The following is a 25,264-nucleotide window of genomic DNA, read 5'->3' as shown; positions in this document are numbered from 1 at the left end:
TCTGGGTCAGACGGAAGGAGGACGGCAGATGCGACTGGCAGTGATCATCGGCAGCACCCGCCGTGGCCGCTTCGGCCCAACCGTGGCGCACTGGCTCGCGCAGCAGGCCGCCAAGCAGTTCGAGGTCGACCTGGTCGACCTGGTGACGGCAAACCTGCCGGACACGTTGCCCGACACCGACGAAGTACCACCGCAGAAGGTCCAGCAACTCGGCACCAGGCTCGCAACAGCAGACGCGTTCGCTGTTGTCACCCCAGAGATCAACAGCAGCTTCCCAGCCCCACTGAAGACAGCTCTGGACTGGTACTACGAGGAGTGGCACGCCAAGCCGGTAGCCATCGTCAGCTACGGCCGCGAGTACGGCGGCTGCCATGCGACCGCTCAGCTGCGACAGGTCTTCACCGAGCTCCACGCCGTCACCATCCGCAACACCGTCGCACTGCCCTGCTACTGGGAGCAGTTCACCGCGGACGGCGGCTGGCCGAAGCCGTCCGCCGGCTACGAGGCAACAGCCAAGCTCATGCTCGACCAGCTCGTCTGGTGGGCCGAAGTACTACGCGACGCCCGCAACCGGCGCCCGTACCAACCCTGAAAGGAAAGACCCATGAGGAAGCTGATCGAATCCACGTTCGTCACCCTGAACGGCGTCATCGACGAGCCGCAGAACTGGAGCCCGCCGTACTGGGACGACGAGCACATGGCGTACAGCCAGAGCCTGATGGACGGCGTCGAGGCGCAGGTACTCGGCCGCGTCACGTACGAAGGCTTCGCCGACGCCTGGCTGTCCCGCGCCGGCGACCCGACCGCCGACATCTTCAATGCGATGCCGAAGTACGTCGCCACCCGCACGCTGACCGACTGGAAGTGGAACGCGCAGCCGCTCGAGGGCGACGCGGCCGACGCGGTACGGCGGCTGAAGGAGTCCGACGGCGGTGACCTGATCAAGTACGGCACCGGGTCGTTCTCGCGGACGCTGCTGGAGCACAAGCTCGTCGACGAGTACCACTTCTGGATCTTCCCGGTGGTTGCCGACGGCACCAACATGCTGCAGGGCAGCGGGATCGAGATGACCCACCTCGAGCTGCTCGGGACCACGACGTTCAAGTCCGGCATCGTGGTCCACAAGCTCGGCCCCAAGAAGTAGCCCCCGCGGGGGGTGCGGCCGGACCGCACCCCCTTACGGAACGATGTTCTGGTTCAGGTGGAACACGTTGTCCGGGTCGTACCTGCGCTTCACCTCCGCCAGCCGGTCGTAGTTCTGCCGGTAGTTGTCCCGGATCCGGCCCTGGTCGTCGCCGGCCATGAAGTTGATGTACCCGCCGGCCTCGGAGTGCGGCGCGATGTCGTCGTAGTACGACCGCACCCAGTCGATCGACGCCTCGTTCTGCGCCGGGTCCGGCCACATGCCGGCGATCACCGTGGCGAAGTTCGCGTCCCGGTAGGCGAACGCGGTCGCGTCCGGGGTGACCCGGTGGCAGGCGCCGTTGATCGGGTAGATGTGCACGGTCGAGTTCACCGCCGGCAGGCCGGCCGCGTGCCGCAGGTGCGCCTGGATCGCCTCGTCGGTGAGCTCGGTGACGAAGTTCGCCTTCCAGTAGTGCTGCAGCCCGGGCGGCACCAGCGCGTCGAACGCACTGTTCAGCGCCGGGTACGGCATCGGCCCGACCATCTCCGCCACCACCGGGGCCAACGAGCGGAACTTCGAGATCTGCGTCTCGCCCTCGTCCAGGTCGCCCGCCCAGCAGCCGACGATCGCCGCGAACGGCTCGCCGTGCCGGTTCTCCGGGATGAACGGCAGCGGCGGCGCGATCTGGAACGCCGGGAACCCGCCGAGCTGCTCGGGCGCGTCCATGATCAGGTCCCGGAACCCGGCCAGTACGGCGGCCGCGTCGGACAGCTCGAAGAACATCGGGCCGCCGTAGATCGTCGACAACGGTGCGAGCCGGTACTCGAGCGCGGTCACCACGCCGAAGTTGCCGCCACCACCGCGCAACGCCCAGAACAGGTCCTCGTTCTCCTTCTCGCTGACGATCAGGAACTTCCCGTCCGCGGTCACCACGTCCGCCGACACGAGGTTGTCGCAGGACAGCCCGAGCCCGCGGGCGAGGTACCCGATGCCGCCGCCGAGCGTCAGCCCGCCGACACCGGTGGTCGAGATGATCCCGCCGGTCGTCGCGAGCCCGAAGGCGTGCGTGGCCGCGTTGAAGTCGCCCCAGGTCGCGCCGCCGCCGGCCCGTGCGGTCCGGTTCACCGGGTCCACCCGGACGTTGCGCATCCCGCTCAGATCGATGACCAGGCCGTCGTCGACCGTTCCGAATCCCGGCACGCTGTGCCCACCGCCGCGGACCGCGATCTCCAGGTCGTTCGTCCGCGCGTAGTCGATCGCCGCCATCACGTCACCGGCGTTCTCGCACCGGACGATGACCTGCGGCCGTTTGTCGATCATCCAGTTGTTGACACGGCGCGCCGCGTCGTACTCCTCGTCGCCCACCGTGAACACCCGTCCCCGCGTGCGTTCCCGCAGGTTCTCGATCATGCGCTCGCTCCCCTATGCGCGTTCTGTCGCAGATCGGCGTACATACGATCGTGTACGCCGTGCAGACCGGCATCGCCGTCGAGCACAGCACGAACCCCAGACAACGTCTGAACCCCCGACGGGCGGCCGGCCCTCCCCCAGACCCGCCCGTTCCCTCCGAATCTCCCAAGCCGGGAGGGTTTCGTCAATCCCTTTCCGGCAACGCGCTGAGCAACCGGCCGAAGCCATGTCAATTCCGCGGACCCGGCTCCGACCAGGTGGCACAATCAGCAGCACCCGGAGGACACCATGCGGAAGATCATGTACTACGTTCACCAGTCGCTCGACGGCTTCACCGCGGGCCCGAACGGCGAGTTCGACTGGGCCGAGCTCGGCCCGGAGCTCGGCGCGTACTCGATGGCGCTGACCGACCGCGCCGACCTGTTCCTGTACGGGCGGAACGTGTGGGAGCTGATGTCGTCGTACTGGCCGAACGCCGAGGCGATGAACCCGGACCAGCACGCGATCGAGTTCGCGCCGGTCTGGCGCCGGACGCCGAAGGTCGTGCTGTCGACAACCCTGCGATCGGCCGACTGGAACACCCGGATCGTCCGCGCCGCCGACGAGCTCGCCGCGATCAAGGACGAGCCGGGCAAGGACATCCTGCTGACCGGGAGCGCGAGCGTCGCGGCCGCGCTGACCGAGCTCGGGCTGCTCGACGAGTACCACGTCATCGTGCACCCGGTGATCCTCGGCGGCGGCAAGCCCGTCCACCAGCCCACCGGACGCCGCACCCTCCGCCTGGCCGAGACCCGCTCGTTCGACAACCGGACCGTGCTGCTGCGTCACGACCTGGTCTGAGTGGCAGCCGCCGCCAGCGCGTCCGCCACGGCGGCAACCGCAGGAGTCCGGGTACGACGGGTCAGCAGATAGACCGCGCGACCGACCTCACCCTCGGCCGGAAGTCGTACGGCGACACCTGGCGCGCCGGCGTCGATCGCCAGCTCGGTGAGCAGCGCGCCGGCGCCCGTCGTACGGACGAGCTCCAGCAGGATGCGGAAATCGTCCGAGCTGTAACGGATGTCGGGCTCGAATCCGCCCAGCTCGCGGCAGACCCGGACGTGCATCTCGCGGTGCCCGGTGCCGGGCTGACACGCCGCCCAGGGCAGCTCGCGCAGCAGTTCGAGCGGGACCCGGCGCTTCGCGGCCAGCGGATGGTCCTCCGGCAGAACGACGCTGATCCGTTCGCGGAGCAGGTGCTCTCGACGCAGATCGGCGTGCACGGCGCGCGGCTGGCCGTCGTACTCGTCGCCCACCATCACGTCCAGCTGCTGCATCCGCAGCGCGGGCGCGGCCTGTTCGACCTCCAACTCGGTCGCCTGCACGCGGATGTCGGGATGCGTCGCCGCGAGGTGACGGATCGCCGGCGCGACGACCCGGATGAACGCGGACTGGAACGCACCGATCCGCACCACCCCGGCGACCCGCCCGGCCGCGACCGCCGCCAGCTCCGCCTCCGCCGCCTCGACGCCTTCGAGCAGCGCGGCCGCGTGCCGCACGAGGACCTCGCCGGCCGCGGTCAGCCGTACGTTGCGGCCGACGCGTTCGAGCAACGGCGTACCGGCTTCGCGCTCGAGAACGGCCAACTGCTGCGAGATGGCGCTCGGCGAATAACCGAGCGCACGGGCCGCGCCGTGCACCGTGCCACGGCCGTGGACCTCACGCAGGAGGCGAAGGCGGTGCAGATCCATCATCCGTTCAGCTTAGCTTCACGATGCTGTCCGAGAAGCCGTGATAGACGTGAACGGTTCACCGGTCCCACCATCGATGTCGTGGGACGCCTCTTCTGCCTTCTTTCCGCCGCCGCCTTCGGCGTGATGGCCGTGTTCGGCAAGCTCGCGTACGACGCGGGCGTGTCCGTCGACGCGCTGCTGCTCGTCCGGTTCGGGCTGGCCGCCGTACTGCTGCTCGGCATCGCCCTCGCCCGTGGCGCATTGCGCAACCTGCCACGCCGGGCCGTGCTCACCGGTCTCGCGATGGGCGCCTTCGGGTACGCCGCGCAGTCGACGTTCTACTTCTCCGCGCTCGCCCGGATCGACGCGTCGCTGGTCGCGCTGATCCTCTACCTGTACCCGGTCCTCGTCATGGGTACGGCGATCGCGCTCCGCCGCGAACCCGCCTCGCGCCGCCGGGTGGCCGCGCTGGTGATCGCGCTGCTCGGGATCGGCCTGGTGCTCAGCGGCGCGCTGTCCGGCCACTTCGACTGGTCCGGCGCGCTGCTCGCACTCGGCGCGCCGATCGTCTACACCGGGTACATCCTGGTCGGCGACTCGGTCGACGTACCGCCCCTCGCACTCACCGCGCTGGTGTGCACCGGGGCCTTCGGAACCTTTGTGTTACTGGGGTTTCTGCGCGGCGGCACCGACTTCGGGTTCGCGCCGATCGGCTGGTTGTGGCTGGCCGCGGTGGCGCTGATCAGTACGGTCGCGGCGATCCTGCTGTTCTTCGCCGGGATGGCGCGGGTCGGCGCCTCGGTCGCGTCGATCCTGTCGATCTTCGAGCCGGTCGTGACGGTGGTCGCGGCGGCCGCGGTGTTCGGTGAGAAACTCAGCCCCGCGCAGTGGTTCGGCGGCGCGTTGGTGCTGTCGGCGGTGCTGGTCGTGCAGTGGCCGCGGCGGTCACGGCTTGCGCGCGCTGACCGCGTACATGGTGAGGGACATGTGGAAGGCGCCGCGCTCAGCCGCGTCGCTTAACGTCTTCGTGAACGCCGCGGCCTCGTCCTCGGTGATCGCGCCGGCCCGAGCCGCCGTCGTGTGCATCATTCCGACGAAGCCCGTGGTGGCGCCTTCCTGAGGTTCGATCCACGTTGCCGCCGTCTCGCCGGTGATCTCGAACCCGGCGTCTGTCAGTACCTCGCGGAGCCGGCGGCCCGAGTACGGGTTGGCGGTCTGGTCGCGGAAGTAGCCGAGCATCCGCCGCAGTACGTCGGGATCCGCCGGGTGGATGATCGCCGTACCCCAGTCCGTGTCGATCAACACGACCCGCCCACCGGGACGCAGTACCCGAGCCATCTCCCGCACCGCATCCCCCGGCTCATCAACATGCTGCAACACCCGCTCACATCGCACCACATCCACCGCACCGTCCCCGAACGGCAACCCTTCCGCCCGCCCCTCAACAAACTCCACCCCACCAGCCCGCCCGGCCTGGGTCGCGGCCGCGCGACGTGCTGCTTCGGCGCGGAGACCTGGGCTGGGCTCGACGCCGATTGCGTGCGCGCCGTACGTCGCCAACGCGAGCACGTCCTCCCCCGTACCCGAGCCCACATCGACCGCCGTCTCCCCCGCGGCCGGCGCCACCTGCTCCAACGCCCACGCCTTCAACGCCCGCACCGCAGGACGCCCAGCGATCTGATCCAGCACGAACGCCTGCCGCTCCGCGTTCTGATCCGCCACGTGCTCAGCCCGGAAACTCCCGCGCTCCGTGACGAACCCGGGCCCGCCCACTCCCTCGCTCATCCCGCTCCCCCTCCAGGTAAGCCGAGCGTAACGCGAACCCGGACCCCCATCACGGAACTGGCTGCCACTCCGCATTCGGCATCCGGACGATCGCCCACCCCACCGCGGCGAACCCGGCTGCCTGCAGCCCCCACCCGACGAGATCCAGCGGATGACTGCTGATGATGACCGCCGTCAGATGCAACGGCTGCGAGATCCCCACCGCCACCGCAGCCCACCGGCCGCCCACCCCGGACCGCCACATCGCGATCCCGAGCAGCACGGTCCCGAGCACATGCCCGACCACAAACACCAACCCGGCCAGGTCCATCGAACCGTGCGAGACCTCAGCAATCTTCGTGATCGCCCCCCGATCGATCCCCGCGGTCCCGGCCGCCCACGTGAAGACGTCACTGCTCGCCGTCCACGGCAACGACAGATACCCCGGAACCATCAGGAACAACGCGATCCCCGTCAACCACGGCGTACCGCGCCGCGTCAGCCGCCCCACGAAGTACACCCCAGGCACCAGCGTCAGGATCGCGACGTACGCGAGCCAGATCACCAACGAGCTCCGCCCCAGATTGTCGACAATCCTATTGACGATTGTCGACGCATCGTCCGCCGTGTTGTAGGGCAGCAGGAATCGCAGCAGCGCCACCGCCGCCGGCCCGATCGGCAGGACCACCGCCGCCACCCACCGCCAGACAGGCCGGATGTCCGCGCGCGCCGTCGTACGGCTGACCGTCTCGGTCATCGCGCACCCGCCAACTCGCGCTTCGGCAGCAGTACCGAGATCACCCCGACCACGGTCGCCGTGACGCCGATCCCCGCCGCGACCACTGCGACCGCCGGAACGCCGTCGGCGAAGAACGCCGGTACGGCGAGCAGCGCCGACGCGAGGCGCAACGTGATCAGCGGCGCGAGCGGCCACCGCTTCCCGCGCCAGGCGAGACCGACCAGCGCCAGGCTGATCAGACCGACGACCGCGGACCCGATCGCGATGCTCATCGGCGGGTGCTCCCCGTCCGTCGTGAGCGGCGTCGCGAGGTCCACGAGTGCGAGCAACCCCAGCAGCACCAGTCCGAATCTGTACATCTCCTACCCCCTTGTGTCGTGGTTCGGCACCACAGTGCGGTCCCACGACCGGCCGCAGCCCGGGGACGGGGTCCCGACGGCGCGGGCAGTTCCCCGCCGGATCCGGGATCACGATCCCGAGACGCCGGGAACGTTCCGGGAGCACACTGCCGGTATGACAACCTCAGGGAACCGCCGCGGCCTCGCCGGCGCGCTCGCCGCGCTGGTCGTGGTCGAGGTGGTTTTCGCCGTCGCGTACGGCGTCGCGGCCGGCTGGGGCTGGCAGGACCTTGTCGACAACTTCGTCGTGACGAACGGGCTGATGGCCCTGACCTTCGGCCTCTGCGGCGCGGTCATCGCCTGGCACCGCCCGGCGAACCCGATCGGCTGGCTGTTCCTCGCGGACGGCATCGGCCACGCGACGACGCCGGTCGCCGACGCACTCGCTCACGCGGTCGACGGCCACGTCGCGCAGCAACTCCTCGTCACGATCTCGCTGGCCGCCTGGCCGTGGTCGATCGGCCTGTTCCTGCCGCTCGCGCTGCTGCTGTTCCCGGACGGCCGGCTGTTGTCACCGCGCTGGCGCTGGGCCGCGATCGCGATCATCGCGACCTCGCCGCTCTTCGTCCTCGAGATGGCCGGCAGCGGCGAGCCGGTCTCTCCCGACCTACCTGTCGGATTGTTGACAATCCCACGGTTCGACGCGCTGCAGCCGCTCTGGACCGCGACCGAGGTACGCAACCTGGCCGCGATCGTGCTCGCCCTGGTCTGCTTGGCGATCCGCTATCGCCGCGCCGACGAAGCAGGCCGCCGGCAACTGCTGTGGTTGCTCCTGGCGTCGGTCATCGCCCTGCTGTTCGTCACCCCGTGGGCATTCGTCGCCGGTACGCCGATCCTCGTCCTGCTGGCGATCCCGCTGATCCCGATCGCCGTCGCGGTGGCGATCGTCCGCTACCAGCTCCTCGACATCCGCCTGGTCGTCTCCCGCGCCCTGACCTGGGCCCTCCTGTCGCTGGTTGCCATCGGCATCTATGCCGCCCTGGTCGCGTTGCTCGACTCCCTGATCGCATCCCAGGTAGGCCGCTCCGCCGCGGTAACGGTCTTCGTCGCCCTGATCATCGCCCCGGTACTCCCACGCCTGCAGCAACTCGTCGACCGAGCCCTGTACGGCGACCGCAACAACCCCGCCCGCGTCGCCTCCCGAGTCGGCTCCCAACTCTCCGCCGGCCTGCCTGGCGTAGTAGCCGCAACCCGCTCGGCCCTCCGCCTCCCCTACGTAGCAATCCGAGTAGACGGCACGCTGATCGCCTCCGCCGGCAGTCCGCCGGCAGCTGGGGTGTCCGTCGTACCGCTCTCCTATGGTGGGGAAGTGCTGGGGCTGCTCGAGGTCGGGACGCGGTCCGGCGAGGCCGGGTTGTCGTCGGCGGACCGCAGTGTGCTCGCGCTGGTCGCCGTACCGCTGGCAGTCGCGGTCCACGCGATGCGGTTGTCCGCGGAGCTCCAGACGTCCCGGGAGAAGCTGGTGTCGGCGCGCGAGGAGGAGCGTCGACGCTTGCGGCGCGACCTGCACGACGGACTGGGGCCGACACTCACGGGCGTCGCGTTCGCCGCCGACGCCGCGGCGAACCTGATCACCAAGGACACCCCACGAGCGGTCGAACTGCTCACCCGCTTGCGCGCCGACACCCGCGCGGCCATCACCGACGTACGCCGGCTCGTCGACGACCTCCGCCCGCCGGCGCTGGACGAACTCGGCCTGATCGCCGCCCTCCAGCAACGCGCCGACCAGATGTCGATCCGCGCGGACGGCACCCCGATCCGCGTCACCGTCACCGCCGACGGTCTACCGCCGCTGCCCGCCGCGCTGGAGGTCGCGGCGTACCGCATCGCCACCGAGGCCCTGACCAACGTCGTACGTCACGCCTCGGCGACGACCGCCGTACTCTCCCTCCGCTGCGGCACCGAACTGGAGATCGAGATCACCGACAACGGCACACCCACCGGCGCCTGGCACCCCGGCGTAGGCCTCCAAGCCATGCACGACCGCACCGCCGAACTAGGCGGCACCCTAACCGCCGGCCCAACCCCCACCGGCAGCAAAGTCCAAGCCCGCTTCCCCCTCCCCACCACCGCGCCTCTCCCAACCACAATCACCGCTTCCGCCACCGGCGGGGCGGAGCACCGTTCGCCAAATGACGCGGCCTCCTTGGAGGTGCGGTGATCCGCGTTGTGTTGGCCGACGACCATCCGGTGGTGCGCGCCGGCCTCGCGGCGCTCCTGACCTCGCTCCCCGGCATCGACGTGGTCGGCGTCGCCGCGACCGGCCGGGAGGCGATCCGTGAGGTCGTCACCACCCGCCCCGACGTCGCCGTACTCGACCTGCAGATGCCCGACCTCGACGGTTTCGCCGCCACCCGCGAGTTGGCCCGCTCGGCGCCCGAGGTCGCCGTACTCGTGCTCACCATGTTCGAGGACGACGACTCGGTCTTCGCCGCGATGCGGGCCGGCGCCCGCGGCTACCTGGTGAAGGGCGCCGAGCAGGAGGAGATCGCCCGCGCCATCCGCGCCGTCGCCGCCGGCGAGGCGATCTTCGGGCCGGGCGTCGCCCGCCGCGTCCTCACGTTCTTCGCCGCGCCACCGCCCACGGACCCGTTCCCCGAACTCACCACCCGCGAACGCGAGATCCTCGACCTCCTCGCCGCCGGCCTGTCCAACCCCGCGATCGCCACCCGCCTCGACCTGGCCCCGAAGACCGTGGCGAACAACGTCTCCACGATCTTCACCAAACTCGGCACCGCCGACCGCGCCACCGCCATCATCCAGGCCCGCAACGCCGGCCTCGGCGTACCGAAGGACGGGTAGTCGCCCTTTCCGCCACTACCCGTTGTTCGGTACGCCGATCGCCCTCAAGTACCGCTCGCCGACGGTCGAGAGATGCGCGACCAACCCGGGCGGCCCGTCAACACGGAAGTCCAGCCCCAGCATCCCGACGTACACCGCGATCAACTCGTACGAATCCGCGCCGGTGACCAGCACACTCGTCTCCTCGTCCACCGACTCGACGATCCCGACCGCTGCGTGGATCCGCGACAACACCTCCCGCGCCGGCGCGTACACGGTGATCCGCGCATGCACCTTCCACCCCGCCGACGCCACGTCCCGCAGTACGAAATCGGCGTACTCGTCGTCCCGCATCGGCCGCGGCCGGTACTTGCGACCCGTTGCCATCCGCAACGACATCCAGTCGACCCGGTACGTGTGCCACTCCCCCGTCTCGTCCCGCGCCACCAGATGCCAGTACCCGTGCCAACTGACCAACCGGTACGGCTCCACCAGGATCGGCAGGTCCTGCGTCGTACTCGACCCGGCCTTGTAGAGCGAGTCCCCTTCCGGTACGGCGTACTCGAACCGGAGGTAGTGCTCGTCCCGGATGCACGCGGCGATTGTCGACAACAGGACGGTGTCGATCTCGGGCGGATCGATGTTCGACCGGGTGTTCTCCGGGCCTTCCGACATCGCGTCGTTGATCGCGTTCACCTGGCGCTGCAGCCGATGCGGCAGGACCTGCTGGAGCTTGGTCAGGGCCCGCAGGCTGCTCTCCGCCATACCGACGACGCCGGCGCCGGTCCGCAGCCCCACCGCGACCGCGACCGCCTCCTCGTCGTCGAGCAGCAACGGCGGCAGCTTCGCGCCGATCCCGAGCCGGTAGTGCCCCGCCGGACCGCGCGCGGCATCAACCGGGTACCCGAGCTCGCGCAGCCGGTCGATGTCGTTGCGCACCGTCCGCGTCGTCACCTCGAGCCGCTCCGCGAGCTCGGCACCGGTCCACGCCGGCCGCGTCTGCAGCAATGCGAGCAGGCTCAACAGGCGCTGCGAGGTCTCCAGCAAATCAGTCTCCTAATTAGGAATCTAATATTCCTATACGGATCCTACGGTAGAGCCATGAACACGAACGAGAGCATCCGGCCCTTCACCGTCACGATCGACCAGGCCGACCTGGACGACCTGAACGCCCGCCTCGCGCGCACCCGCCTCCCCGAGGCCGCCCCCGGCGACAACTGGGACTACGGCACCCCGAACCACTACCTCCGCGAGATGGTCGACCGCTGGCAGAACGGGTTCGACTGGCGCGCGCAGGAGGCCCGGATGAACGAGTTCCCGCACTACCTGACCGAGATCGACGGCCAGACCGTGCATTTCATCCACGTACCGTCGAAGGTCGAGGGCGCGACCCCGCTGCTGCTCACCCACACGTACCCGGGCTCGTTCGTCGACTTCCTCGACATGATCGGCCCGCTCACCGACCCCGCGGCGTACGGCGGCTCCCCGCAGGACGCGTTCTCGGTCGTCGTGCCATCGATCCCGGGCTTCGGATTCAGTACGCCGCTGATCGACCGCGGCTGGACGATGGCGCGGGTGGCCCGCACGTTCGACACCCTGATGCGGCGCCTCGGCTACGACTCGTACGGCGCCCACGGCTCCGACGGCGGCGCGATGGTCGCCCGCGAACTCGGCGTACTCAGCCCGCCCGGCTTCCTCGGCCTGCACGTCCTGCAACTGTTCTCGTTCCCGTCCGGCGACCCGTCGGAGTTCTCGGAGTTCACACCGGAGGACTACGCGGCCCTGGAGCACCTGAAGTGGTTCCAGTCCGTCGGCGGCTACAACGCGATCAACTCCACCCGCCCGCAGACCGTCGCCGTCGGCCTCGCCGACTCCCCCGTCGGCCAACTCGCCTGGAACGAACTCTTCAACAACTTCGGCAACGGCACCAGCCTGGTCACCCCCGACCAGATCCTCACCGAGGTCACCCTCTACTGGTTCACCAACACCGCGGCCGCCGCCGGCCGCTACCACTACGAAGAAGCCAACGCCGGCACCGAACCCGCCCTCAACCACGCCCCCACCGGCGTAGCCGTCTTCGCCGACGACTTCAAAACCATCCGCCCTCTCGCCGCCCGCGACAACCCCAACATCACCCACTGGTCCACCTTCCCCAAGGGCGGCCACTTCGCCTCCCTAGAACGCCCCGACGACGTAACCACCGACCTCCGAACGTTCTTCCGCAACCGGTGACCGCTAGGGGGCCCGGCCCCCGGGCCACCCTTCACTTGCTCGCAACGACGGCACCAGTCTGCTTGTGCGCGGAGCGGTCGGCCGTAGCCCCAACGTGGCGCCCACTACAAGGCCGTCACGTACCACCCAGTAACAGCCTCATCGACCAACTCAACACCTCGGACAACAGTCCGGGACCGATCCCACTGACAGGACTCGTCGGCTCGGCGCGTCACGACCGGTGGTCAGCATTCGCACCGAGCGGCTGTTCGATGGCATGCTCGAAATGTCTGTAGAGGTGCGACAGGATGCTCAGCCCGTCGAGACAGTCCTGATACGTCATCGCCTCGGTGTCGACGAGTCGGGCTTCCTCCTCGTGAGCGAACGGGTTGCGGAACGCCGCAACAGCGCCTTCCGACAGCTTCCACTGGCCCATGCGCATGGTGCGTAAGGTCTTCACGTCGAACCCGGCATCGGCATACGGACGTGTGATGTCCAGGCGGGCAGGATCGTTGCCAGAGACGCTGAAGGCGTTGCTCATGATGTTGGAGGCCTCCATGTTCTCGAGCCCGGCGGACCTCCTGACATCATTGACGAAACGCTTCAGCGCCTCAGACAGTGCTGCATGGAAGTGGCCGGACTCGTAGTAGGAGTCGGCAACGTCCTTGATCGCCGGGTGCAGATGCCGCCAGTGCAAGTCCGCGTAGTCCGGTGCGATAGTACGCAGGCTGGTGAGCAACGAGGTTCGATCCTCCTCCGCCAACGCAGAGTCCGGCGAGACCAGAATCGAGGCGGCTTGTCCGACCGCATCACGCTCGGAGCTCCTGATGGAACCGACCCACTCGTCAACGTCCACTCCATGATCCGTCCTGATCCGCTCCTTGGTTGCGGTTCGACGTGCGTTCCTTCTCTCCCGAGACGCCCATTGCAGGAGCTTCTGCAGGTAGCCGTTGAGCTCCGCCGTGAGATCACTGTCCCAGCTGACGGAGCGGCGGTCCGTCGAGATGACATCGGCAACACCGTCGTCGATGTAGTCGACATCCAGGTAACCGGTCAGGTACGAGAAGGCATAGCTCGACTCGGAGACCCCGTAGAACTCCGGTTCGTTGGCGAGGCGACCGTGCGCGTAGAGCGCAATTCCTCTGTACTCGACGCCGACCGGCTTCTCTGCCGCGACGACGCGTCCGTGAATCCGGGCGTTCGGCAGGGCTGCCTTCAAGTCGTCCGGCAAATCTTCCGGAATGCGCCACTCCACGTCCATGGCGACTCCGTCCAGTCGGGAATCACGGTTGATCGGACGACTGACCCCGGCCGCATCGATCACCTCGATCCGGAAGTCGCCGTCGACGTATCCGAACAGCCGGCTGAGGCTGTGGGCGAGGTCTCTCGCGTTGACAGGCGTTCGTCGACGCAGGTTGCTCAGTTCGACGGTGGTTCCGTGGACGTCCGGAGCCGCTTCACTTCGGGTCAGATCCGGGTGGTACTCGGTTCCGGTGGCGTTCTTGATCTCGTTCCAGCTGAGTGCGACATGCAGGTTCTCGGACGCCCCGCGGCGCTTCGTGGTCAGCAGGATCGTTTCACCGATCCCGAACAGCGCCAGCTTTCCCAGGCCCTTCTTGCCGGCGACAGCACGGCGGCCAGACTCGGAGCGGCCTTCGCCCTCGACTCTGCGGTTGCGCCCGATGCGCAGGTACTTCTCCCGCAGATCACCCAGGTTCATGCCATGACCGTTGTCCCGAACGGTGACGGATCGGCCGTGCTCGTCGTCCAACAGAACGACCTGAACGTCCGTGGCATCCGCGTCGTAGGCGTTCGCGATCAGCTCGGCCAGTGCGTTGGGCAGATGGGAGTACATCTTGTAGCCGAGATGCTCAATGGTGAGCGGATCGAATTGCAGCGTCAGAGGTGAGCTCACCAATGTCTTTCCTTACGTCTGCGCTTCAAAGGTCTTAAACGTACCGAACGTCGGGTCGACTCAAGTTAGGACAAGGCTTGTCACTCTCCGGCTCCGGCCGGGATTGGCCCCACCCGATCCTTGCTCACCGCCCGAAGGGCGGTCATTGTCTCCACTGCCACGGCTCGCAGCTCTTCTTCGAGAACGACGGGGTCCAGTGCCTCGAATGCGACGAACGGGCTGAGCCGCAACAGGCGCTGGAGGAAGTCACGCAGTACGGCTCTTTCCTCGAGCCCGTCCAGTTCGAGAGTCGTCCAGGTTCGGAGGATCGCCTTAACGACAAGGGGGCTGCCGCCGAGCGCCTTACGGCGGGTGTAGATCTGGTCCAGCGCCGCTTCGCCGAGGACTTCCAACGCCTTGTAGGAATCGGGTTCGTCCGGTGAGTGAACGAGCTGAGCTCGCCACCACAACCGCCCCAGAACATGCCGGGTGATATCTGTTCCGAGAACGCGGTCGCCAGGGGGTTGCGGATACCGCCAGTACGCGACGTCGGGCAACAGCACCAACGCGAGGAAGGCCCAGACATCACCGGAGGCCGCCTCGGCCGGGATGACCTTCATTCCGAGATGCAAGTACGTCGCCAACCGCAGGTCGAACTCGCCGCGCGCGCCACGCGACGACTCAGCCGGGAATCCGTACTGCGTCGCGAGCTGCAGAACCCCGCTCCGAAGCTCTGCCAGCTGTCCGGTCGACACCCGGTCACCGCCGGTTGCCGCATAGATAGCTGACTGGTGCGACGTCCCGGCGCGGTGCCCGAGTTCTTCGATGCCCAGGGTTCTGTACTGCTCGTGCAACGGCTTCGCCTGCTCGATCAGAAGCCTGGGGTAAAGGAGGCTCACTCGACCTCCTCGAACAGCCTGACAGCGGCGCGTAGCTCAGATGCGAAGTGCGCAGGCGACTGCTCCATCCGCAGTTTCAGTTCGACGAGCGAAACGCCTGGGAACAAACGATCCAGGAGCGAAATGACGGTGGCACCAAGGGTCCCCTCGGGATACGGAGTCCCTTCCGTGAGCTCTTCCGACCGTAGCCCGTGTTCTGCCATCGCCCGAGCGACGTCGAAGTACACCGCCGACAACACAGCTTTGTCGACCGTCCGCGGCCGCGCCGCGTTCTGGAACGCACGCACCATCGCTGCGTTGCGCTCGTTCACCAGCAGGATCATGCCGCCCATCGTCGCCGAAAACAGGTTGCCGGAGATCTGAACATGCCAGGCGGCGTCGTTCGGGAACGACGTCTTCGCGAAGTCGATGACCGAGATCGGGAACTGCGGCGCGTCCCCCTGGAGTTGGACCTCATACCTGTCTCGCCACAGCACCGAGCCGGCCCGTCGCGGTGCGGTCGGTCCTCCGGTCGAGTTGCGAGAGTCCAGAACAGCAACCGTGTCCAAGCTCAGGCGACCGCCGACCTCGGCTCCAGGGATCTGGATCTCGATCTGACAAACCTCCTGGTCCTGTCCGGACAACGCCACGCGGTATCCCGGCGCCCGGAGCCCGGACCCGCTCGCAATCCAGATCACCGCAAGGGCGAGCGGCGTGTCCGGTGCCAGCCCCGCGCCGATACGCAACGACTTGGCGTCGACCTCGACGGCTCGTCGCAGGATCAGGTTCGTCTGATAGTCCCAGTCCGGAAGCCTGTCCGGCAGCGGAAGCTGCTCCTCCCCCATCACGAGTACCCATTCACCGGCGACCACCGTCTCACCGGCCGGAAGTCGGTACGGCATTGCCTGCCGCGTCATCGCTCGGCGTCCGATCGACTGGTGATCAACACCTCGGTCATAGTGTCGTGTGCTGGCCGGACGATCACCCGCCAGGTCGTCCCGTCCCCACCCCGCAGCGGTGGTGATTGCTCCGACACGAAGCGCCCGTCGCGGGCCTGCCACCCAAGTACCACAGGTTGATCGGCACCCACCGGAGGATCCGTTTCACGTCCACCCGAGCCAGCCAGGACGGCGACGTTCGCGGTGACGACGTGGTCGCCGTCAGAAGGCAGACGGAACGCCTGCACCACGACGGTCTCGCCGTTGTATTCATCGAGATAAGGGTCGTCGACATACTCGATCGACGACCTCGCACTGCCCGGCCGCGAATCGCCTTTCTTGTGTCGCCCGCGCTTGTTCCCGTCGAAACCGTTTCGGCTTCCCGGCGAAGACCCGAAGTCGGTTGCGCCACCGAGTCCATCCACCCCGACCACCAACGACGCGAAGTGACTGCTGGCAGCGCCGAGCGCCAGTGCAGCCGTACCTCCCCTGGAGGTTCCGCCGAGCTCGAGCAATCCGTCAAGGGCCTCCTGGATGCGTCGAAATGTGGTCCGAACGAAAGTGTTCTCCGGAGCCTGCAGCGACTGCGGGTTCCAGCCGTCGTGTGTCGGCGGCTCGGCGCGCGCGTATACCTCGTCCATCGCCTGATCCGCTCGGAAGACGCCCGCGTACGCGAGGAGCTCACTCGGCGGCTTCGGGCCGCGGTGATAGGTCACAACGAGCTCAGCGGGCCTCATCAGGCACACATGGTGGACCAAGGTGTCCACACCTGCTGTCAGCCCCGCGGCCGTCGGCGTCAGGGCGGGTGCCACCGTCTTGACGAGACCGAGCCGTCCCAGCAACTTCTTCGGGCTGCGGCATTCGAGATCTCGCCCGCCCTCTTGCAGCCTCCGATAAGCAGCCACGAAAAGGTCGAGCGGACGGGTCGACTCCGGGTCCGGCACAGGTACGTCGACGCCGTCACACCGCACCGAGAATCGCATTGCAGGGCGACCGTTCGACCGGGCGAGCATCTTCGGCCACAGGTGCCAGGAAACGGTCTCGGCCAGGTACTCGGCGGTCTGCAGCGAGTCGCGGTCGTCGAGAATCGGATCGAGGACCACGACGTCCGTCCCGGTTTCGTCGTCCTCGAACGATTCCAGACCGAGCCTGCGAGCTGCCTCGGCCGCTGAGTCGCCGACCAGCGGCTCGGCGATGCCGTCGCTCACGTCCCCCCACCAGTGGCGACCGGTATACCGCCGCTCGTCGGCCCCGTCCTTCCCGATGTAACTCTTCCAGAGCGCGCAGCCGATCAGCCGGGTCTGCAGCCGACCGCTGCCGTCGTCGCACCGGGTGTGCAGCAACACTGTGCCGGCAGTCGACAGCAGGTAGAAGATTCCCTTGCCGAAACCGTACGTTCCACCGCCGAGCTCCTTGTCCCTCGGTTCGCCGATGTTGCGGACGAACGAGATGAAGTCGTGGTTGCTGCTGTGCAGCGCATCCGCCCGTGTCGGACCGCCAAGACCGCTCGTCCCACGATCGGAGACCGTCAGCGTGCGGATGTCAGACCGCCGCAGGATCCGACGCAGTGGGAGGTGCCCGTCGATCGGTGCGTTGCGCAACAGCAGGTCCCTCCATGCCGACAGGTGAGCGGCACTGACGGAACCGATCGACAGCCGGAAGTCCACCCCGGGTACGTCGTTCCGACGCGCATCCCACGAGTTCTGCGCAGCCTCCCGGACCAGGATCGTCAGCAGGTCGAGTTCCGGCCGTCCGAGCTGGTTCCGGATTCCTTCGGCTGCGCTCGCACCCTCAGGAGGAAATGTCTGTGACAACCAGGCCGTCGTCATCCCGCCCCCTCGAGCAGCAGATCCTCGACATGCTTCTCCGTTGCCTCGTCATCGAGCGGAGCTGGATGTTCGGAGGAGAGATCGATTGTGTAGGCAACGTCGGTCACGTCGATCGCCACACCCGCCGCGGTCAGTTCGCTCGCCACCAAGCGAGGAAATCCTTCGTTGACCGCGTAGCAGCGTTCCTCGAGTACAACGAACCGCGTCTTCTCGTACTGTGCCGCATCGACGAACCGGTAGCCTGCCGCTGACAGGGACGAGCGTACGGCGCTCTCGTCCTCACACCTGTCGACGACCTGCCTCGCCAAGTCGTTGAGACTCCTCGCGTCGGTACCGCCTGTCTCGAGACGGATCCAGTACAGATGAAGGCCACCTGCCGGAGCATCGAGCTGATCGAGCCCGTGGATGCGAGCCCGTCGACCGTCCGTCGCCAGCGACGACTTGATCTCGACGGCGTGCTGCGCAGAGGCGAAGTCGTGTCGATGCCCGAGTGGCCCTTTCCACAGTAGATGTGCACCCGCATCTCGCCCGAGCAGCATGTCCAGGAAGAGCAGCTCGCCGAACAGGCCAGCCTGCTGTTCGACGCCGAGTACGTTGCTCGTCGTCTGGAACAGTGCACGCCACCTGTCGAGCTGCCGGTAGAGCGCCTTCAGTGCATCCGCCGGCTGACTTTCGATACTTGCCAACACGTCCGCGCACAGTCCGGTGAACACGTCGTTCAGATCCGGGCGTGCGCAGCGCAGATCTGCGAAGGTACGTCGTCCGGCGTCGTCCTCGAGCGGCGTCTTCTTCAGCAGCAATGCCGGTCCGTCGAGTCCGCCTCGTACTCTCCGGTGCGTCTCGATCGGCACCAGGATGTGCCGATCCCCGGCACGATCGACCGCCGCAATCACCGGTCCGACGCTGGTCTCGACGGGAAGGTCTGCGACCCGAAGCCCCGAGACAGCGGCGCCGTGACTGTCCAACGCCTCCCAGTGCTGCTGCATGATCTCGCGCAGCGTTACGGTCACGCAGGCTCCTCCGCGTTCAGCGCCTCGAAATCCTCTTCCTCGATGTCGATCTTGGACAGGTCTGCCGAGATGTACTTCCACTCGATCGGGCTGTCGACACCCGGCTGCGGGAACACCAGGCCGACGCCGATCACATCTGTCTCCGCGTCGAGCGCCTTACGTTGCTTCTTCCCAGGTGCGACCGGCTTGGGCGTCGAGGTCTTGTCGATGGGATAGAGGACGATCAGGCCTGTGTCCGGGAGTTGCTCAAGACGCTCCTGTTTGATCTTCTCCTCGTTGAACCTGCCGGTCTCGCCGACCAGATCGATCGCCGCATCCCGGCGGCTCATGAGCGTCTTGATGTCTGCAAAGTCGTCCTCAGCCGGGTTTTCCAGGCCTGGGTCGTCCGAACCGAGTCGGGCACGAACAATACGACCGACCTCGACCTCAGGTGCGAACTCGAAATTGCCCAGTTCGGAGTCGACGGGATTGCCGACAATCGCGACGTTCCATTGCGACAGCGAGTCGGCCTCCCGCTTCCGGCGCTCGATGTAGCGGATCAGCAGGTCGGAGTCGCACTCCTGCGACTTCTCGTGGAACTGATATGCCCGCAGAAATTCAAGGACGTACTCGCTCGGCACATTCCGGAAGACGTGTCGGCCGTTCTTGGCGTCCGGCTCGTGCCCACCGGTCTCTTTCGCCCGCGTGACAAGGCCCTTCGACGCGTCCTGGTTGACGTTCAGCCAGTCCTTGTTCCGCCGGAAGTACCTGGTCTGGACGCGTTGTCCGCCGTACGCAGACATCGCCGGGACCGCGTCCTTCATCTTTGCAGCCGTCGTGACTCGCAAGGCCGGGTGGGTCCGCAGGCGTACCGCGAACGTCAGCGGGTCCTTGTCCTCGATCATGTACAGATCGATGTCTCGACGCATCTCCGTCTCGACTGTCGCCAGGTGGCGGAACCAGTCCTGCAGTTCGTCGGTCATCCAGATCCGGGGCAGGTCGGCGTACCCGTCACGGTAGCCGAACCAGCGTCCCATCTGCAGGAGAGTGTCGTATGCCGACACGGCACGGACGAAGTAGCTGACGGACAGGCCTTCGAGGGTCAGACCTCGAGACAGCGTGTTTCCGCCGACGGCGATCGCGACCACCGGGCCGGACTCGTAGTCCAGCCGATCCTCGCTGCTCGAGTTGTCCATGATGATCTTGCAGTCGTCGACAACACCTGGCAGTTCGCGGAGCAGCTGGTCGAAGGCGACCGGGCGCTCGCCGAACTCGGCTGCGGAGACCTTCGCACTCTCTGAGGCCCACAGAGATCGGAGCCTCTGGAGCACGTCCGCCGAACCCAGACCTGCGTTCAGCTGCATGCGCAGGTCTTCGAGCGGCTTCCGGAACCGGTTGTGAACGACCGTGTTGACGCTCGTGTGAATCAGCATCGTGCTGTGCTTGACCCCGGTACCGCGGACCCGACGGGCCGCAGTACTCAGCCAGAAGTACTCGATCGCCGTCTTGAGCGTCGGCGTCAGCGTCGGCTGGAACGACTCGATGTCGACCCGACGCATCGGTCGCACAAGCTCGACGTCCGACTCAGGGACGGTACGGATCATGTCGTACCCGTCATCGACGTCCTCCGGGCTCTCGCCGTCGAGCGCGTACCGACCGAAGACGACCTCCGTGCCGAAGTGTCCAAGCGGCTTTGGCAGATTGACAATGAAGTCCCGCGGATAAAAGTCACCGTCTGCACTCGGGTCGATCAGAAGATTGGCGAACGGCGATGCGGTGTACCCGACATACGCCGACTTCGGCAGGACGCCGAGGATCTCCTGAATCAGCGGGTTGATCGTCTTGGTGGCAACGGTCGCCTGATCCGCTTCGTCGTCGATGACCAACGCCGGGCAGTCGCCCAGGTACTCCGAGGCCGACCGCAGCCAGTCGGCGAACTTCCGCAGGACGGTCGCGTTCTTCTTGACCACGCAGAGGACGTGCGTGCGGTTGCTCTTGCCGAAGAAGGATGCCGCGTTCGCCGTCGGGACGAAGTCCCTGTCCAGGTCGGTCAGCTGGAACCAACGGGTCGGGTTCGGCTCGACGAGCTGTTGTACAAGGCGCGCCTGGGTTTGTCGACGAAGGCCGTTGTGGATACCCGCGAGCACGATGAACAGCTTGTAACCACGATCGGCGGCCTTCGCCATGACCGCGGTGAAGTTCGTCGTCTTTCCGGACTGCACGTAGCCGACGACGAGGCCACGGGTCGAGAAGGTCCGCTCCTTCGGATGGCTCAACAGCGAGACCACCTTGGTGGAAGCCGCGTCGAGCGCATCGATTGCCGGGTCCTGCTTCCATCCCGCGGCAACAAGCCGATCGACCAGGGCAGGCCAGCACCTGTCGCCGGATCTCGGGCCGGTGTACCAGGTGTATCGATTGCCTTCGTAGACCACGCGAGGCTCGTCCATCTCGCGGATCTCGATCACCCGCTGCTCATGGCGCTCGATGATCCGTTGGATCACCTGGTCCTGCAGCCCGAGAACCTCGAGAGACTTGACCGCCTCCTCCGGTGTCCTGGTCTCGAGCAGGTCCCGGAACACCTCGTACTTGGCTTCGATCTCGTCACTCATCGGTTCCCCACGCTCGCTGCACTCGACGCTCACCGGATCGACAACCCACGGACTCCGTTCTCCGGTTCCGCCGGCCGCTCCCCTGCGCCTATATCGGACTAGACAATGGAACGTTACGTACAGTCACCCGAACTGGCCGCCGCGGTCAAGGCTCCGACCACACGCAGCGTGGCCGTGTCCGGGTCCTCGTGCTCCCAGATCCGCACTACGGACCACCCGGCGGCGTCGAGGGCGGCGTCGGTCTCACGGTCGCGTGCGACGTTCTTCCGGAGTTTCTCCGCCCACCAGGCACCGTTGTTGCGGGGACTCGTTCCGTGCTCGGGACAATCGTGCCAGAAGCAGCCGTCGACGAACACGACCACCCGCTTCGCCGTGAAGGTCAGGTCCGCACGTCGCCGGGGCATGCCCGACAGCGGATGGTTGACCCGGTAGCGATATCCCAGTTTGTGCAGTCTCCTACGCAACTCGATCTCGGGTTTGGTGTCACGCCGTGCCTGACGCGACATCCTCGAGGAGGTCTGTGCCGTGGTCTTCAGCACCGGACGTGAGCCGATCCGCGTCGCTGCGTCCGGCGGCGTCGATCGTTCGGCTGCGCGATCTCTGTCCATGACGCTGCCAACCTCTCACGATGCGCCCGTACTGTCTTCTGAACCGCCGTACATTTCCAGTCGGTCGCACGTGAAGGGCGAACGGCGCAGCCCGCGTTGCGGTGGCGTCGGCCGGTTGCGAACCCCCTATACTTTCGCTGCATGACGCGGGATCAGAACGGTCTGCCGTCGAAGCTGCACATGGTGGATCTGTTCGCGGGGCCGGGTGGACTCGACGTCGCCGCCCGGTGGCTCGGCGTCACGGTCGAGGGAATCGAGTGGGACGACGACGCGTGTGAGACGCGACGCACCGCCGGCCTGACGACCCACAAGGGCGACGTACGCGACTTCAAGCCGAAGCGGTTCTCCGACGCCAACATCCTGGCCGGTGGGCCACCTTGCCAGACGTACACGGTGGCCGGGAACGGCGACGGCAGGCGTGCGTTGGAACTGGTCGTCCAGGCCGCCAGGAACATGGCCGCAGGTGACGACACGGAAGAGGTTCTGACCGCTGTCGAGGACGACCGGACGCGGCTCGTTCTCGAGCCACTGCGGTGGGCGCTCGACGCGTATCGAGCAGGCGATCCGTTCGAGGCCGTCGTCCTCGAACAGGTGCCGACAGTGCTCCCCGTCTGGAAGACGATCCGGGAAGTTCTCATCGGCATCGGGTACAGCTGTGAGTGCAAGGTCCTCCGAACCGAGCAGTTCGGAGTACCACAAACCCGACGTCGCGCGATCTTGATCGCCCGCCGGAGCGGCAGCGTCGAGCTTCCCGCTCCGACCCATCGCGCGTTCCGACAAGGCGTCGGACGCGGAGAAGGCGACCCCACACTCGCGCCCTGGCGGACGATGGCAGAGGCCCTCGGCCGACCGGAGCCGTTCACGGTGATCTCGAACTACGGCACAGGCGGTGATCCCAAGAAACGTGGCCGTCGTCGCTCCGACCAACCGTCAGCGACGGTCACGGGGAAGATCACCCGGAACCGGGTCAAGATGCGGAACGGCCGCATCGAACGCTTCACATCCTCGGAGGCCGGGGCACTCCAGACCTTCCCTCGCGACTACCCGTGGTCCGGCAAGGACAAGGCTCAGCAGATCGGCAACGCCATCCCACCGCGACTGGCCGTCCACGTGCTTGCAGCCGCGCTCGGCCTGCGGATCGACGCAGCGTCACTCGACGCCGCGATGACCCGGAACTGGTTCGACACGCCGTCGGAGCCTCCTCTGGTGAGCTCGACACCGGTCGAGGTCCCGAACCGGACCCTCATCGACGAGATGCGCTGACTTCGACCTGTGCGCCGTACCGGGATTTAAGAAGTTCTGCTGATCACAGCAAGTGGATTATTCTGTTGGAAGTCTGAGCGAGGGCGCGGGAGGGTTGGGGGTATGGAATTTACTCAGCTTGGGCGGACGGGGCTTTCGGTTAGTCGGATCGTTCTGGGGACTATGAACTTCGGGCCTCTCACCGAGGTGGGGGACGCGCACGCGATCATGGAGCGGGCGCATGAGGTGGGGATCAACTTCTTCGACACCGCCAACGGGTACGGGCGGTCGATCTACCCGGGGCGGACCGAGGAGATCATCGGGGAGTGGTTCGCGAAGGACGCGAAGAACCGTGAGAAGACGGTGCTCGCGACCAAGGTGTACGGCGACATGGGGCAGGACTGGCCGAACACGAGCCGGCTGTCCGCGCTGAACATCCGGCGGGCGCTCGACGCCTCGTTGAAGCGGTTGCAGACGGACTACGTCGACCTGTACCAGTTCCACCACGTCGACCGGAACACCCCGTGGGAAGAGATCTGGCAGGCGATGGAGGTCGCCGTACAGCAGGGCAAGGTGCTGTACGCCGGGTCCAGCAACTTCGCGGGATGGCACATCGCGCAGGCGCAGGAGGCGGCTGCGCAGCGGAACTTCAACGGTCTGGTCAGCGAGCAGTCGCTGTACAACCTGATCCAGCGTGACGTCGAGCGTGAGCTGCTGCCGGCGGCGCAGGCGTACGGGCTGGGAGTGATCCCGTGGTCGCCGCTGCACGGTGGTCTGCTCGGCGGCGTGATCCGCAAGGAGAACGAAGGGGTCCGGCGGCTGGAGGGTCGCTCGAAGGAGACCCTGGACCGGCTGCGGCCGCAGATCGAGCAGTACGAGGCGTTCGCGGACGAGCTCGGGCACGAGCCGGGCGAGCTGGCCCTCGCGTGGCTGCTGCACCAGCCGGCGGTGACCGGGCCGATCGTCGGTCCGCGGACGATGGAGCAGCTGGAGTCCGCCGTACGCGCGGTCGACATCAAGCTCGACGACAAGGCGCTGGCTCGACTGGACGAGATCTTCCCGGGGTACAAGACAGCCCCGGAAGACTACGCCTGGTAATCGGGAACGCAGCCGGCCGTCCTCTGTGGCGGCCGGCTGTTTCAGTTGTGGCCGGCGGTCGTGGGGAGCATGCCGATCAGGGCGTCGGCGGCCAGGGAGGCGGCGGGGCCGGTGGGTACGGCGACCGAGACCTGCCAGTCGGAGGCGGTACCAGGCGCCAGGCTGACCGTGATGTGATCGCCGCGTTTGGCGGCGATGCGTTCGGGGACGAGCGCGACGCCCAGGTCGTGCGCGACCAGGGCGAGGAGGGTGTGTACGTCGTTCACCTCGATCGTCACCGGGTGGGCGACGCCGGCGGTCGCGAACGCGCGGTCCGAGATCGAACGGGCGCCCCAGGTCGGGTCGAAGTCGACGAACGACTCCCCCGCCAGGTCGTCGAGCGTGACGCCGGACGCCTTCGCGAGGCGGTGATCAGGGGCGCAGACCAGCACCATCGACTCGCGGGACAACGGCCGCAGGTCGAGCCCGTCGACCGGGTCGCCGGCGGTCGCGACGAACGCGACGTCCAGCCGCCCGGAAGCGAGTTCGTCGAGCATCGGGGTGGAGCCCGCCTGACGCACCTCGATCTCGACCCCCGGGTACGCCGACCGGAACTTGGCGAGCAACGCCGGTACGTCGACCACGCCGAGGCACTGCTCCAGCCCGACCGTGAGGTGACCGCGCAGCAGCCCCTGCACCGCGGCAACCGCGTCCTTCGCCGCCTCGGCCGCGGCCAGCGCCCGGCGCCCCTCACAGAGCAGCGCCCGCCCCGCCTCGGTCAGCTCGACGCTGCGCGTGTTCCGCACGAACAAGGACGCCCGCAACTCCCGCTCCAGCGCCCGGATCGAGGCAGACAGCCCCGACTGCGAGATCGACATCGCCTCAGCAGCCCGCGTGAAGTGCTTCTGCTCGGCCACCGCCACGAAGTGCTCCAAGTGCCTCAGCTCCATGACTAAGAACTGTAGTCGATCGAACCCAACCGATTCTGCGGCCCCACATGTATCCACAGCGCCGAATCAGCGTGCTCCGAGCCGCACCGATCCGAATACTTTCCCTCGC

23 protein-coding genes are annotated in these 25,264 nt (G+C 67.2%); 9 read left to right on the top strand and 14 right to left on the bottom strand.

The features are described 5' to 3' along the window. Window positions 1-28: 28 nt before the first annotated feature. Together ACFV9C_RS32900 and ACFV9C_RS32895 are read left to right on the top strand one after the other, a co-directional pair. The gene (locus ACFV9C_RS32900) at window positions 29-592 is read left to right on the top strand and encodes an NADPH-dependent FMN reductase (RefSeq protein WP_380199599.1); all 564 of its coding nucleotides are present in this window, start codon (window positions 29-31) and stop codon (window positions 590-592) included. 12 nt (window positions 593-604) lie between these two features. Continuing rightward, a complete protein-coding gene (locus ACFV9C_RS32895) occupies window positions 605-1,144 on the top strand; it encodes a dihydrofolate reductase family protein (protein ID WP_380199597.1) in 540 nt (179 codons plus the stop codon). Window positions 1,145-1,177: 33 nt separating this feature from the next. Here ACFV9C_RS32895 and ACFV9C_RS32890 read toward each other — a convergent pair whose 3' ends face one another. After that, complete coding sequence (locus ACFV9C_RS32890) at window positions 1,178-2,536, bottom strand: FAD-binding oxidoreductase (protein WP_380199595.1); 1,359 nt, start codon at window positions 2,534-2,536, stop codon at window positions 1,178-1,180. Window positions 2,537-2,824: 288 nt separating this feature from the next. On the opposite strand from ACFV9C_RS32890, the gene ACFV9C_RS32885 reads away from it, so the two are divergent. Beyond that, window positions 2,825-3,376: a dihydrofolate reductase family protein gene (locus ACFV9C_RS32885; protein ID WP_380199593.1), complete on the top strand. Its 552-nt coding sequence runs from the start codon at window positions 2,825-2,827 to the stop codon at window positions 3,374-3,376. On the opposite strand, the gene ACFV9C_RS32880 is transcribed toward ACFV9C_RS32885, so the two are convergent. Then, window positions 3,361-4,269 (bottom strand): LysR family transcriptional regulator, encoded by a 909-nt coding sequence (locus tag ACFV9C_RS32880; RefSeq protein ID WP_380199591.1) that lies wholly within the window; start codon window positions 4,267-4,269, stop codon window positions 3,361-3,363. The genes ACFV9C_RS32885 and ACFV9C_RS32880 overlap by 16 nt on opposite strands. A gap of 78 nt (window positions 4,270-4,347) precedes the next feature. Between ACFV9C_RS32880 and ACFV9C_RS32875 the strand changes: the two genes are divergently transcribed. Then, window positions 4,348-5,268: a DMT family transporter gene (locus tag ACFV9C_RS32875; RefSeq protein WP_380199589.1), complete on the top strand. Its 921-nt coding sequence runs from the start codon at window positions 4,348-4,350 to the stop codon at window positions 5,266-5,268. Here the strand turns inward: ACFV9C_RS32875 and ACFV9C_RS32870 are convergent. The 3 genes from ACFV9C_RS32870 to ACFV9C_RS32860 are packed head-to-tail and all read right to left on the bottom strand — an operon-like array spanning window position 5,194 to window position 7,110. Next, window positions 5,194-6,033: a methyltransferase domain-containing protein gene (locus tag ACFV9C_RS32870; protein WP_380199587.1), complete on the bottom strand. Its 840-nt coding sequence runs from the start codon at window positions 6,031-6,033 to the stop codon at window positions 5,194-5,196. The genes ACFV9C_RS32875 and ACFV9C_RS32870 overlap by 75 nt on opposite strands. Window positions 6,034-6,082: 49 nt before the next feature. Next, on the bottom strand, window positions 6,083-6,769 hold the full coding sequence (locus tag ACFV9C_RS32865) for a hypothetical protein (protein ID WP_380199585.1): 687 nt from the start codon (window positions 6,767-6,769) through the stop codon (window positions 6,083-6,085). Then, on the bottom strand, window positions 6,766-7,110 hold the full coding sequence (locus tag ACFV9C_RS32860; RefSeq protein WP_380199583.1) for a hypothetical protein: 345 nt from the start codon (window positions 7,108-7,110) through the stop codon (window positions 6,766-6,768). The genes ACFV9C_RS32865 and ACFV9C_RS32860 overlap by 4 nt, the downstream gene beginning before the upstream one ends. 154 nt (window positions 7,111-7,264) lie before the next feature. Between ACFV9C_RS32860 and ACFV9C_RS32855 the strand changes: the two genes are divergently transcribed. Together ACFV9C_RS32855 and ACFV9C_RS32850 are read left to right on the top strand one after the other, a co-directional pair. Beyond that, window positions 7,265-9,310 carry a histidine kinase gene (locus ACFV9C_RS32855; RefSeq protein ID WP_380199581.1) on the top strand — a complete coding sequence of 682 codons (2,046 nt, stop codon included), beginning with the start codon at window positions 7,265-7,267 and terminating at the stop codon, window positions 9,308-9,310. Next, on the top strand, window positions 9,307-9,951 hold the full coding sequence (locus ACFV9C_RS32850; protein ID WP_380199579.1) for a response regulator: 645 nt from the start codon (window positions 9,307-9,309) through the stop codon (window positions 9,949-9,951). Before ACFV9C_RS32855 ends, ACFV9C_RS32850 begins: the two co-directional genes overlap by 4 nt. A 15-nt stretch (window positions 9,952-9,966) precedes the next feature. Here ACFV9C_RS32850 and ACFV9C_RS32845 read toward each other — a convergent pair whose 3' ends face one another. Continuing rightward, on the bottom strand, window positions 9,967-10,977 hold the full coding sequence (locus tag ACFV9C_RS32845; protein ID WP_380199577.1) for a helix-turn-helix transcriptional regulator: 1,011 nt from the start codon (window positions 10,975-10,977) through the stop codon (window positions 9,967-9,969). A gap of 54 nt (window positions 10,978-11,031) precedes the next feature. Here ACFV9C_RS32845 and ACFV9C_RS32840 point away from each other — a divergent pair, with 54 nt between their 5' ends. Then, window positions 11,032-12,162: an epoxide hydrolase family protein gene (locus ACFV9C_RS32840; protein WP_380199575.1), complete on the top strand. Its 1,131-nt coding sequence runs from the start codon at window positions 11,032-11,034 to the stop codon at window positions 12,160-12,162. Between the two features lie 211 nt (window positions 12,163-12,373). Here ACFV9C_RS32840 and ACFV9C_RS32835 read toward each other — a convergent pair whose 3' ends face one another. The 7 genes from ACFV9C_RS32835 to ACFV9C_RS32805 all read right to left on the bottom strand — a co-directional run bounded on the left by ACFV9C_RS32835 (window position 12,374) and on the right by ACFV9C_RS32805 (window position 21,886). After that, a complete protein-coding gene (locus ACFV9C_RS32835) occupies window positions 12,374-14,056 on the bottom strand; it encodes a TIGR02391 family protein (RefSeq protein ID WP_380199573.1) in 1,683 nt (560 codons plus the stop codon). Between the two features lie 80 nt (window positions 14,057-14,136). Beyond that, the gene (locus ACFV9C_RS32830; protein WP_380199571.1) at window positions 14,137-14,934 is read right to left on the bottom strand and encodes a DUF6339 family protein; all 798 of its coding nucleotides are present in this window, start codon (window positions 14,932-14,934) and stop codon (window positions 14,137-14,139) included. Further along, window positions 14,931-15,830, bottom strand: coding sequence for a hypothetical protein (locus ACFV9C_RS32825; RefSeq protein WP_380199569.1), 900 nt, complete (start codon window positions 15,828-15,830; stop codon window positions 14,931-14,933). The genes ACFV9C_RS32830 and ACFV9C_RS32825 overlap by 4 nt, the downstream gene beginning before the upstream one ends. Beyond that, on the bottom strand, window positions 15,827-17,680 hold the full coding sequence (locus ACFV9C_RS32820; RefSeq protein WP_380199567.1) for a hypothetical protein: 1,854 nt from the start codon (window positions 17,678-17,680) through the stop codon (window positions 15,827-15,829). The genes ACFV9C_RS32825 and ACFV9C_RS32820 overlap by 4 nt, the downstream gene beginning before the upstream one ends. Next, window positions 17,677-18,690, bottom strand: a complete 1,014-nt coding sequence (locus ACFV9C_RS32815; RefSeq protein WP_380199565.1) for a PD-(D/E)XK motif protein — start codon at window positions 18,688-18,690, stop codon at window positions 17,677-17,679. The genes ACFV9C_RS32820 and ACFV9C_RS32815 overlap by 4 nt, the downstream gene beginning before the upstream one ends. Further along, complete coding sequence (locus ACFV9C_RS32810; protein ID WP_380199563.1) at window positions 18,687-21,278, bottom strand: Z1 domain-containing protein; 2,592 nt, start codon at window positions 21,276-21,278, stop codon at window positions 18,687-18,689. The genes ACFV9C_RS32815 and ACFV9C_RS32810 overlap by 4 nt, the downstream gene beginning before the upstream one ends. Window positions 21,279-21,391: 113 nt before the next feature. After that, on the bottom strand, window positions 21,392-21,886 hold the full coding sequence (locus ACFV9C_RS32805) for a very short patch repair endonuclease (RefSeq protein ID WP_380199561.1): 495 nt from the start codon (window positions 21,884-21,886) through the stop codon (window positions 21,392-21,394). Window positions 21,887-22,027: 141 nt separating this feature from the next. Here ACFV9C_RS32805 and ACFV9C_RS32800 point away from each other — a divergent pair, with 141 nt between their 5' ends. Together ACFV9C_RS32800 and ACFV9C_RS32795 are read left to right on the top strand one after the other, a co-directional pair. After that, entirely contained in the window at window positions 22,028-23,149 is a 1,122-nt protein-coding gene (locus ACFV9C_RS32800; protein WP_380199559.1) for a DNA cytosine methyltransferase, read from the top strand. 162 nt (window positions 23,150-23,311) lie between these two features. Beyond that, on the top strand, window positions 23,312-24,226 hold the full coding sequence (locus ACFV9C_RS32795) for an aldo/keto reductase (protein WP_380199557.1): 915 nt from the start codon (window positions 23,312-23,314) through the stop codon (window positions 24,224-24,226). 41 nt (window positions 24,227-24,267) lie between these two features. Here ACFV9C_RS32795 and ACFV9C_RS32790 read toward each other — a convergent pair whose 3' ends face one another. Beyond that, entirely contained in the window at window positions 24,268-25,155 is an 888-nt protein-coding gene (locus ACFV9C_RS32790) for a LysR family transcriptional regulator (RefSeq protein ID WP_380199555.1), read from the bottom strand. Between the last annotated feature and the right edge of the window lie 109 nt (window positions 25,156-25,264).

This window comes from Kribbella sp. NPDC059898 (assembly GCF_042730855.1).
Classification (GTDB): Bacteria; Actinomycetota; Actinomycetes; order Propionibacteriales; family Kribbellaceae; genus Kribbella.
This window is presented reverse-complemented; position numbering and strand designations above follow the sequence as displayed.

What these genes read in the sequence shown, in the direction of transcription:
- ACFV9C_RS32900 (WP_380199599.1), top strand. Translation starts at nt 29, where the DNA reads ATGCGACTGGCAGTGATCATCGGCAGCACCCGCCGTGGCCGCTTCGGC.
- ACFV9C_RS32895 (WP_380199597.1), top strand. Translation starts at nt 605, where the DNA reads ATGAGGAAGCTGATCGAATCCACGTTCGTCACCCTGAACGGCGTCATC.
- ACFV9C_RS32890 (WP_380199595.1), bottom strand. Translation starts at nt 2,536, where the DNA reads ATGATCGAGAACCTGCGGGAACGCACGCGGGGACGGGTGTTCACGGTG.
- ACFV9C_RS32885 (WP_380199593.1), top strand. Translation starts at nt 2,825, where the DNA reads ATGCGGAAGATCATGTACTACGTTCACCAGTCGCTCGACGGCTTCACC.
- ACFV9C_RS32880 (WP_380199591.1), bottom strand. Translation starts at nt 4,269, where the DNA reads ATGATGGATCTGCACCGCCTTCGCCTCCTGCGTGAGGTCCACGGCCGT.
- ACFV9C_RS32870 (WP_380199587.1), bottom strand. Translation starts at nt 6,033, where the DNA reads ATGAGCGAGGGAGTGGGCGGGCCCGGGTTCGTCACGGAGCGCGGGAGT.
- ACFV9C_RS32865 (WP_380199585.1), bottom strand. Translation starts at nt 6,769, where the DNA reads ATGACCGAGACGGTCAGCCGTACGACGGCGCGCGCGGACATCCGGCCT.
- ACFV9C_RS32860 (WP_380199583.1), bottom strand. Translation starts at nt 7,110, where the DNA reads ATGTACAGATTCGGACTGGTGCTGCTGGGGTTGCTCGCACTCGTGGAC.
- ACFV9C_RS32855 (WP_380199581.1), top strand. Translation starts at nt 7,265, where the DNA reads ATGACAACCTCAGGGAACCGCCGCGGCCTCGCCGGCGCGCTCGCCGCG.
- ACFV9C_RS32840 (WP_380199575.1), top strand. Translation starts at nt 11,032, where the DNA reads ATGAACACGAACGAGAGCATCCGGCCCTTCACCGTCACGATCGACCAG.
- ACFV9C_RS32825 (WP_380199569.1), bottom strand. Translation starts at nt 15,830, where the DNA reads ATGACGCGGCAGGCAATGCCGTACCGACTTCCGGCCGGTGAGACGGTG.
- ACFV9C_RS32820 (WP_380199567.1), bottom strand. Translation starts at nt 17,680, where the DNA reads ATGACGACGGCCTGGTTGTCACAGACATTTCCTCCTGAGGGTGCGAGC.
- ACFV9C_RS32810 (WP_380199563.1), bottom strand. Translation starts at nt 21,278, where the DNA reads ATGAGTGACGAGATCGAAGCCAAGTACGAGGTGTTCCGGGACCTGCTC.
- ACFV9C_RS32805 (WP_380199561.1), bottom strand. Translation starts at nt 21,886, where the DNA reads ATGGACAGAGATCGCGCAGCCGAACGATCGACGCCGCCGGACGCAGCG.
- ACFV9C_RS32800 (WP_380199559.1), top strand. Translation starts at nt 22,028, where the DNA reads ATGACGCGGGATCAGAACGGTCTGCCGTCGAAGCTGCACATGGTGGAT.
- ACFV9C_RS32795 (WP_380199557.1), top strand. Translation starts at nt 23,312, where the DNA reads ATGAACTTCGGGCCTCTCACCGAGGTGGGGGACGCGCACGCGATCATG.
- ACFV9C_RS32790 (WP_380199555.1), bottom strand. Translation starts at nt 25,155, where the DNA reads ATGGAGCTGAGGCACTTGGAGCACTTCGTGGCGGTGGCCGAGCAGAAG.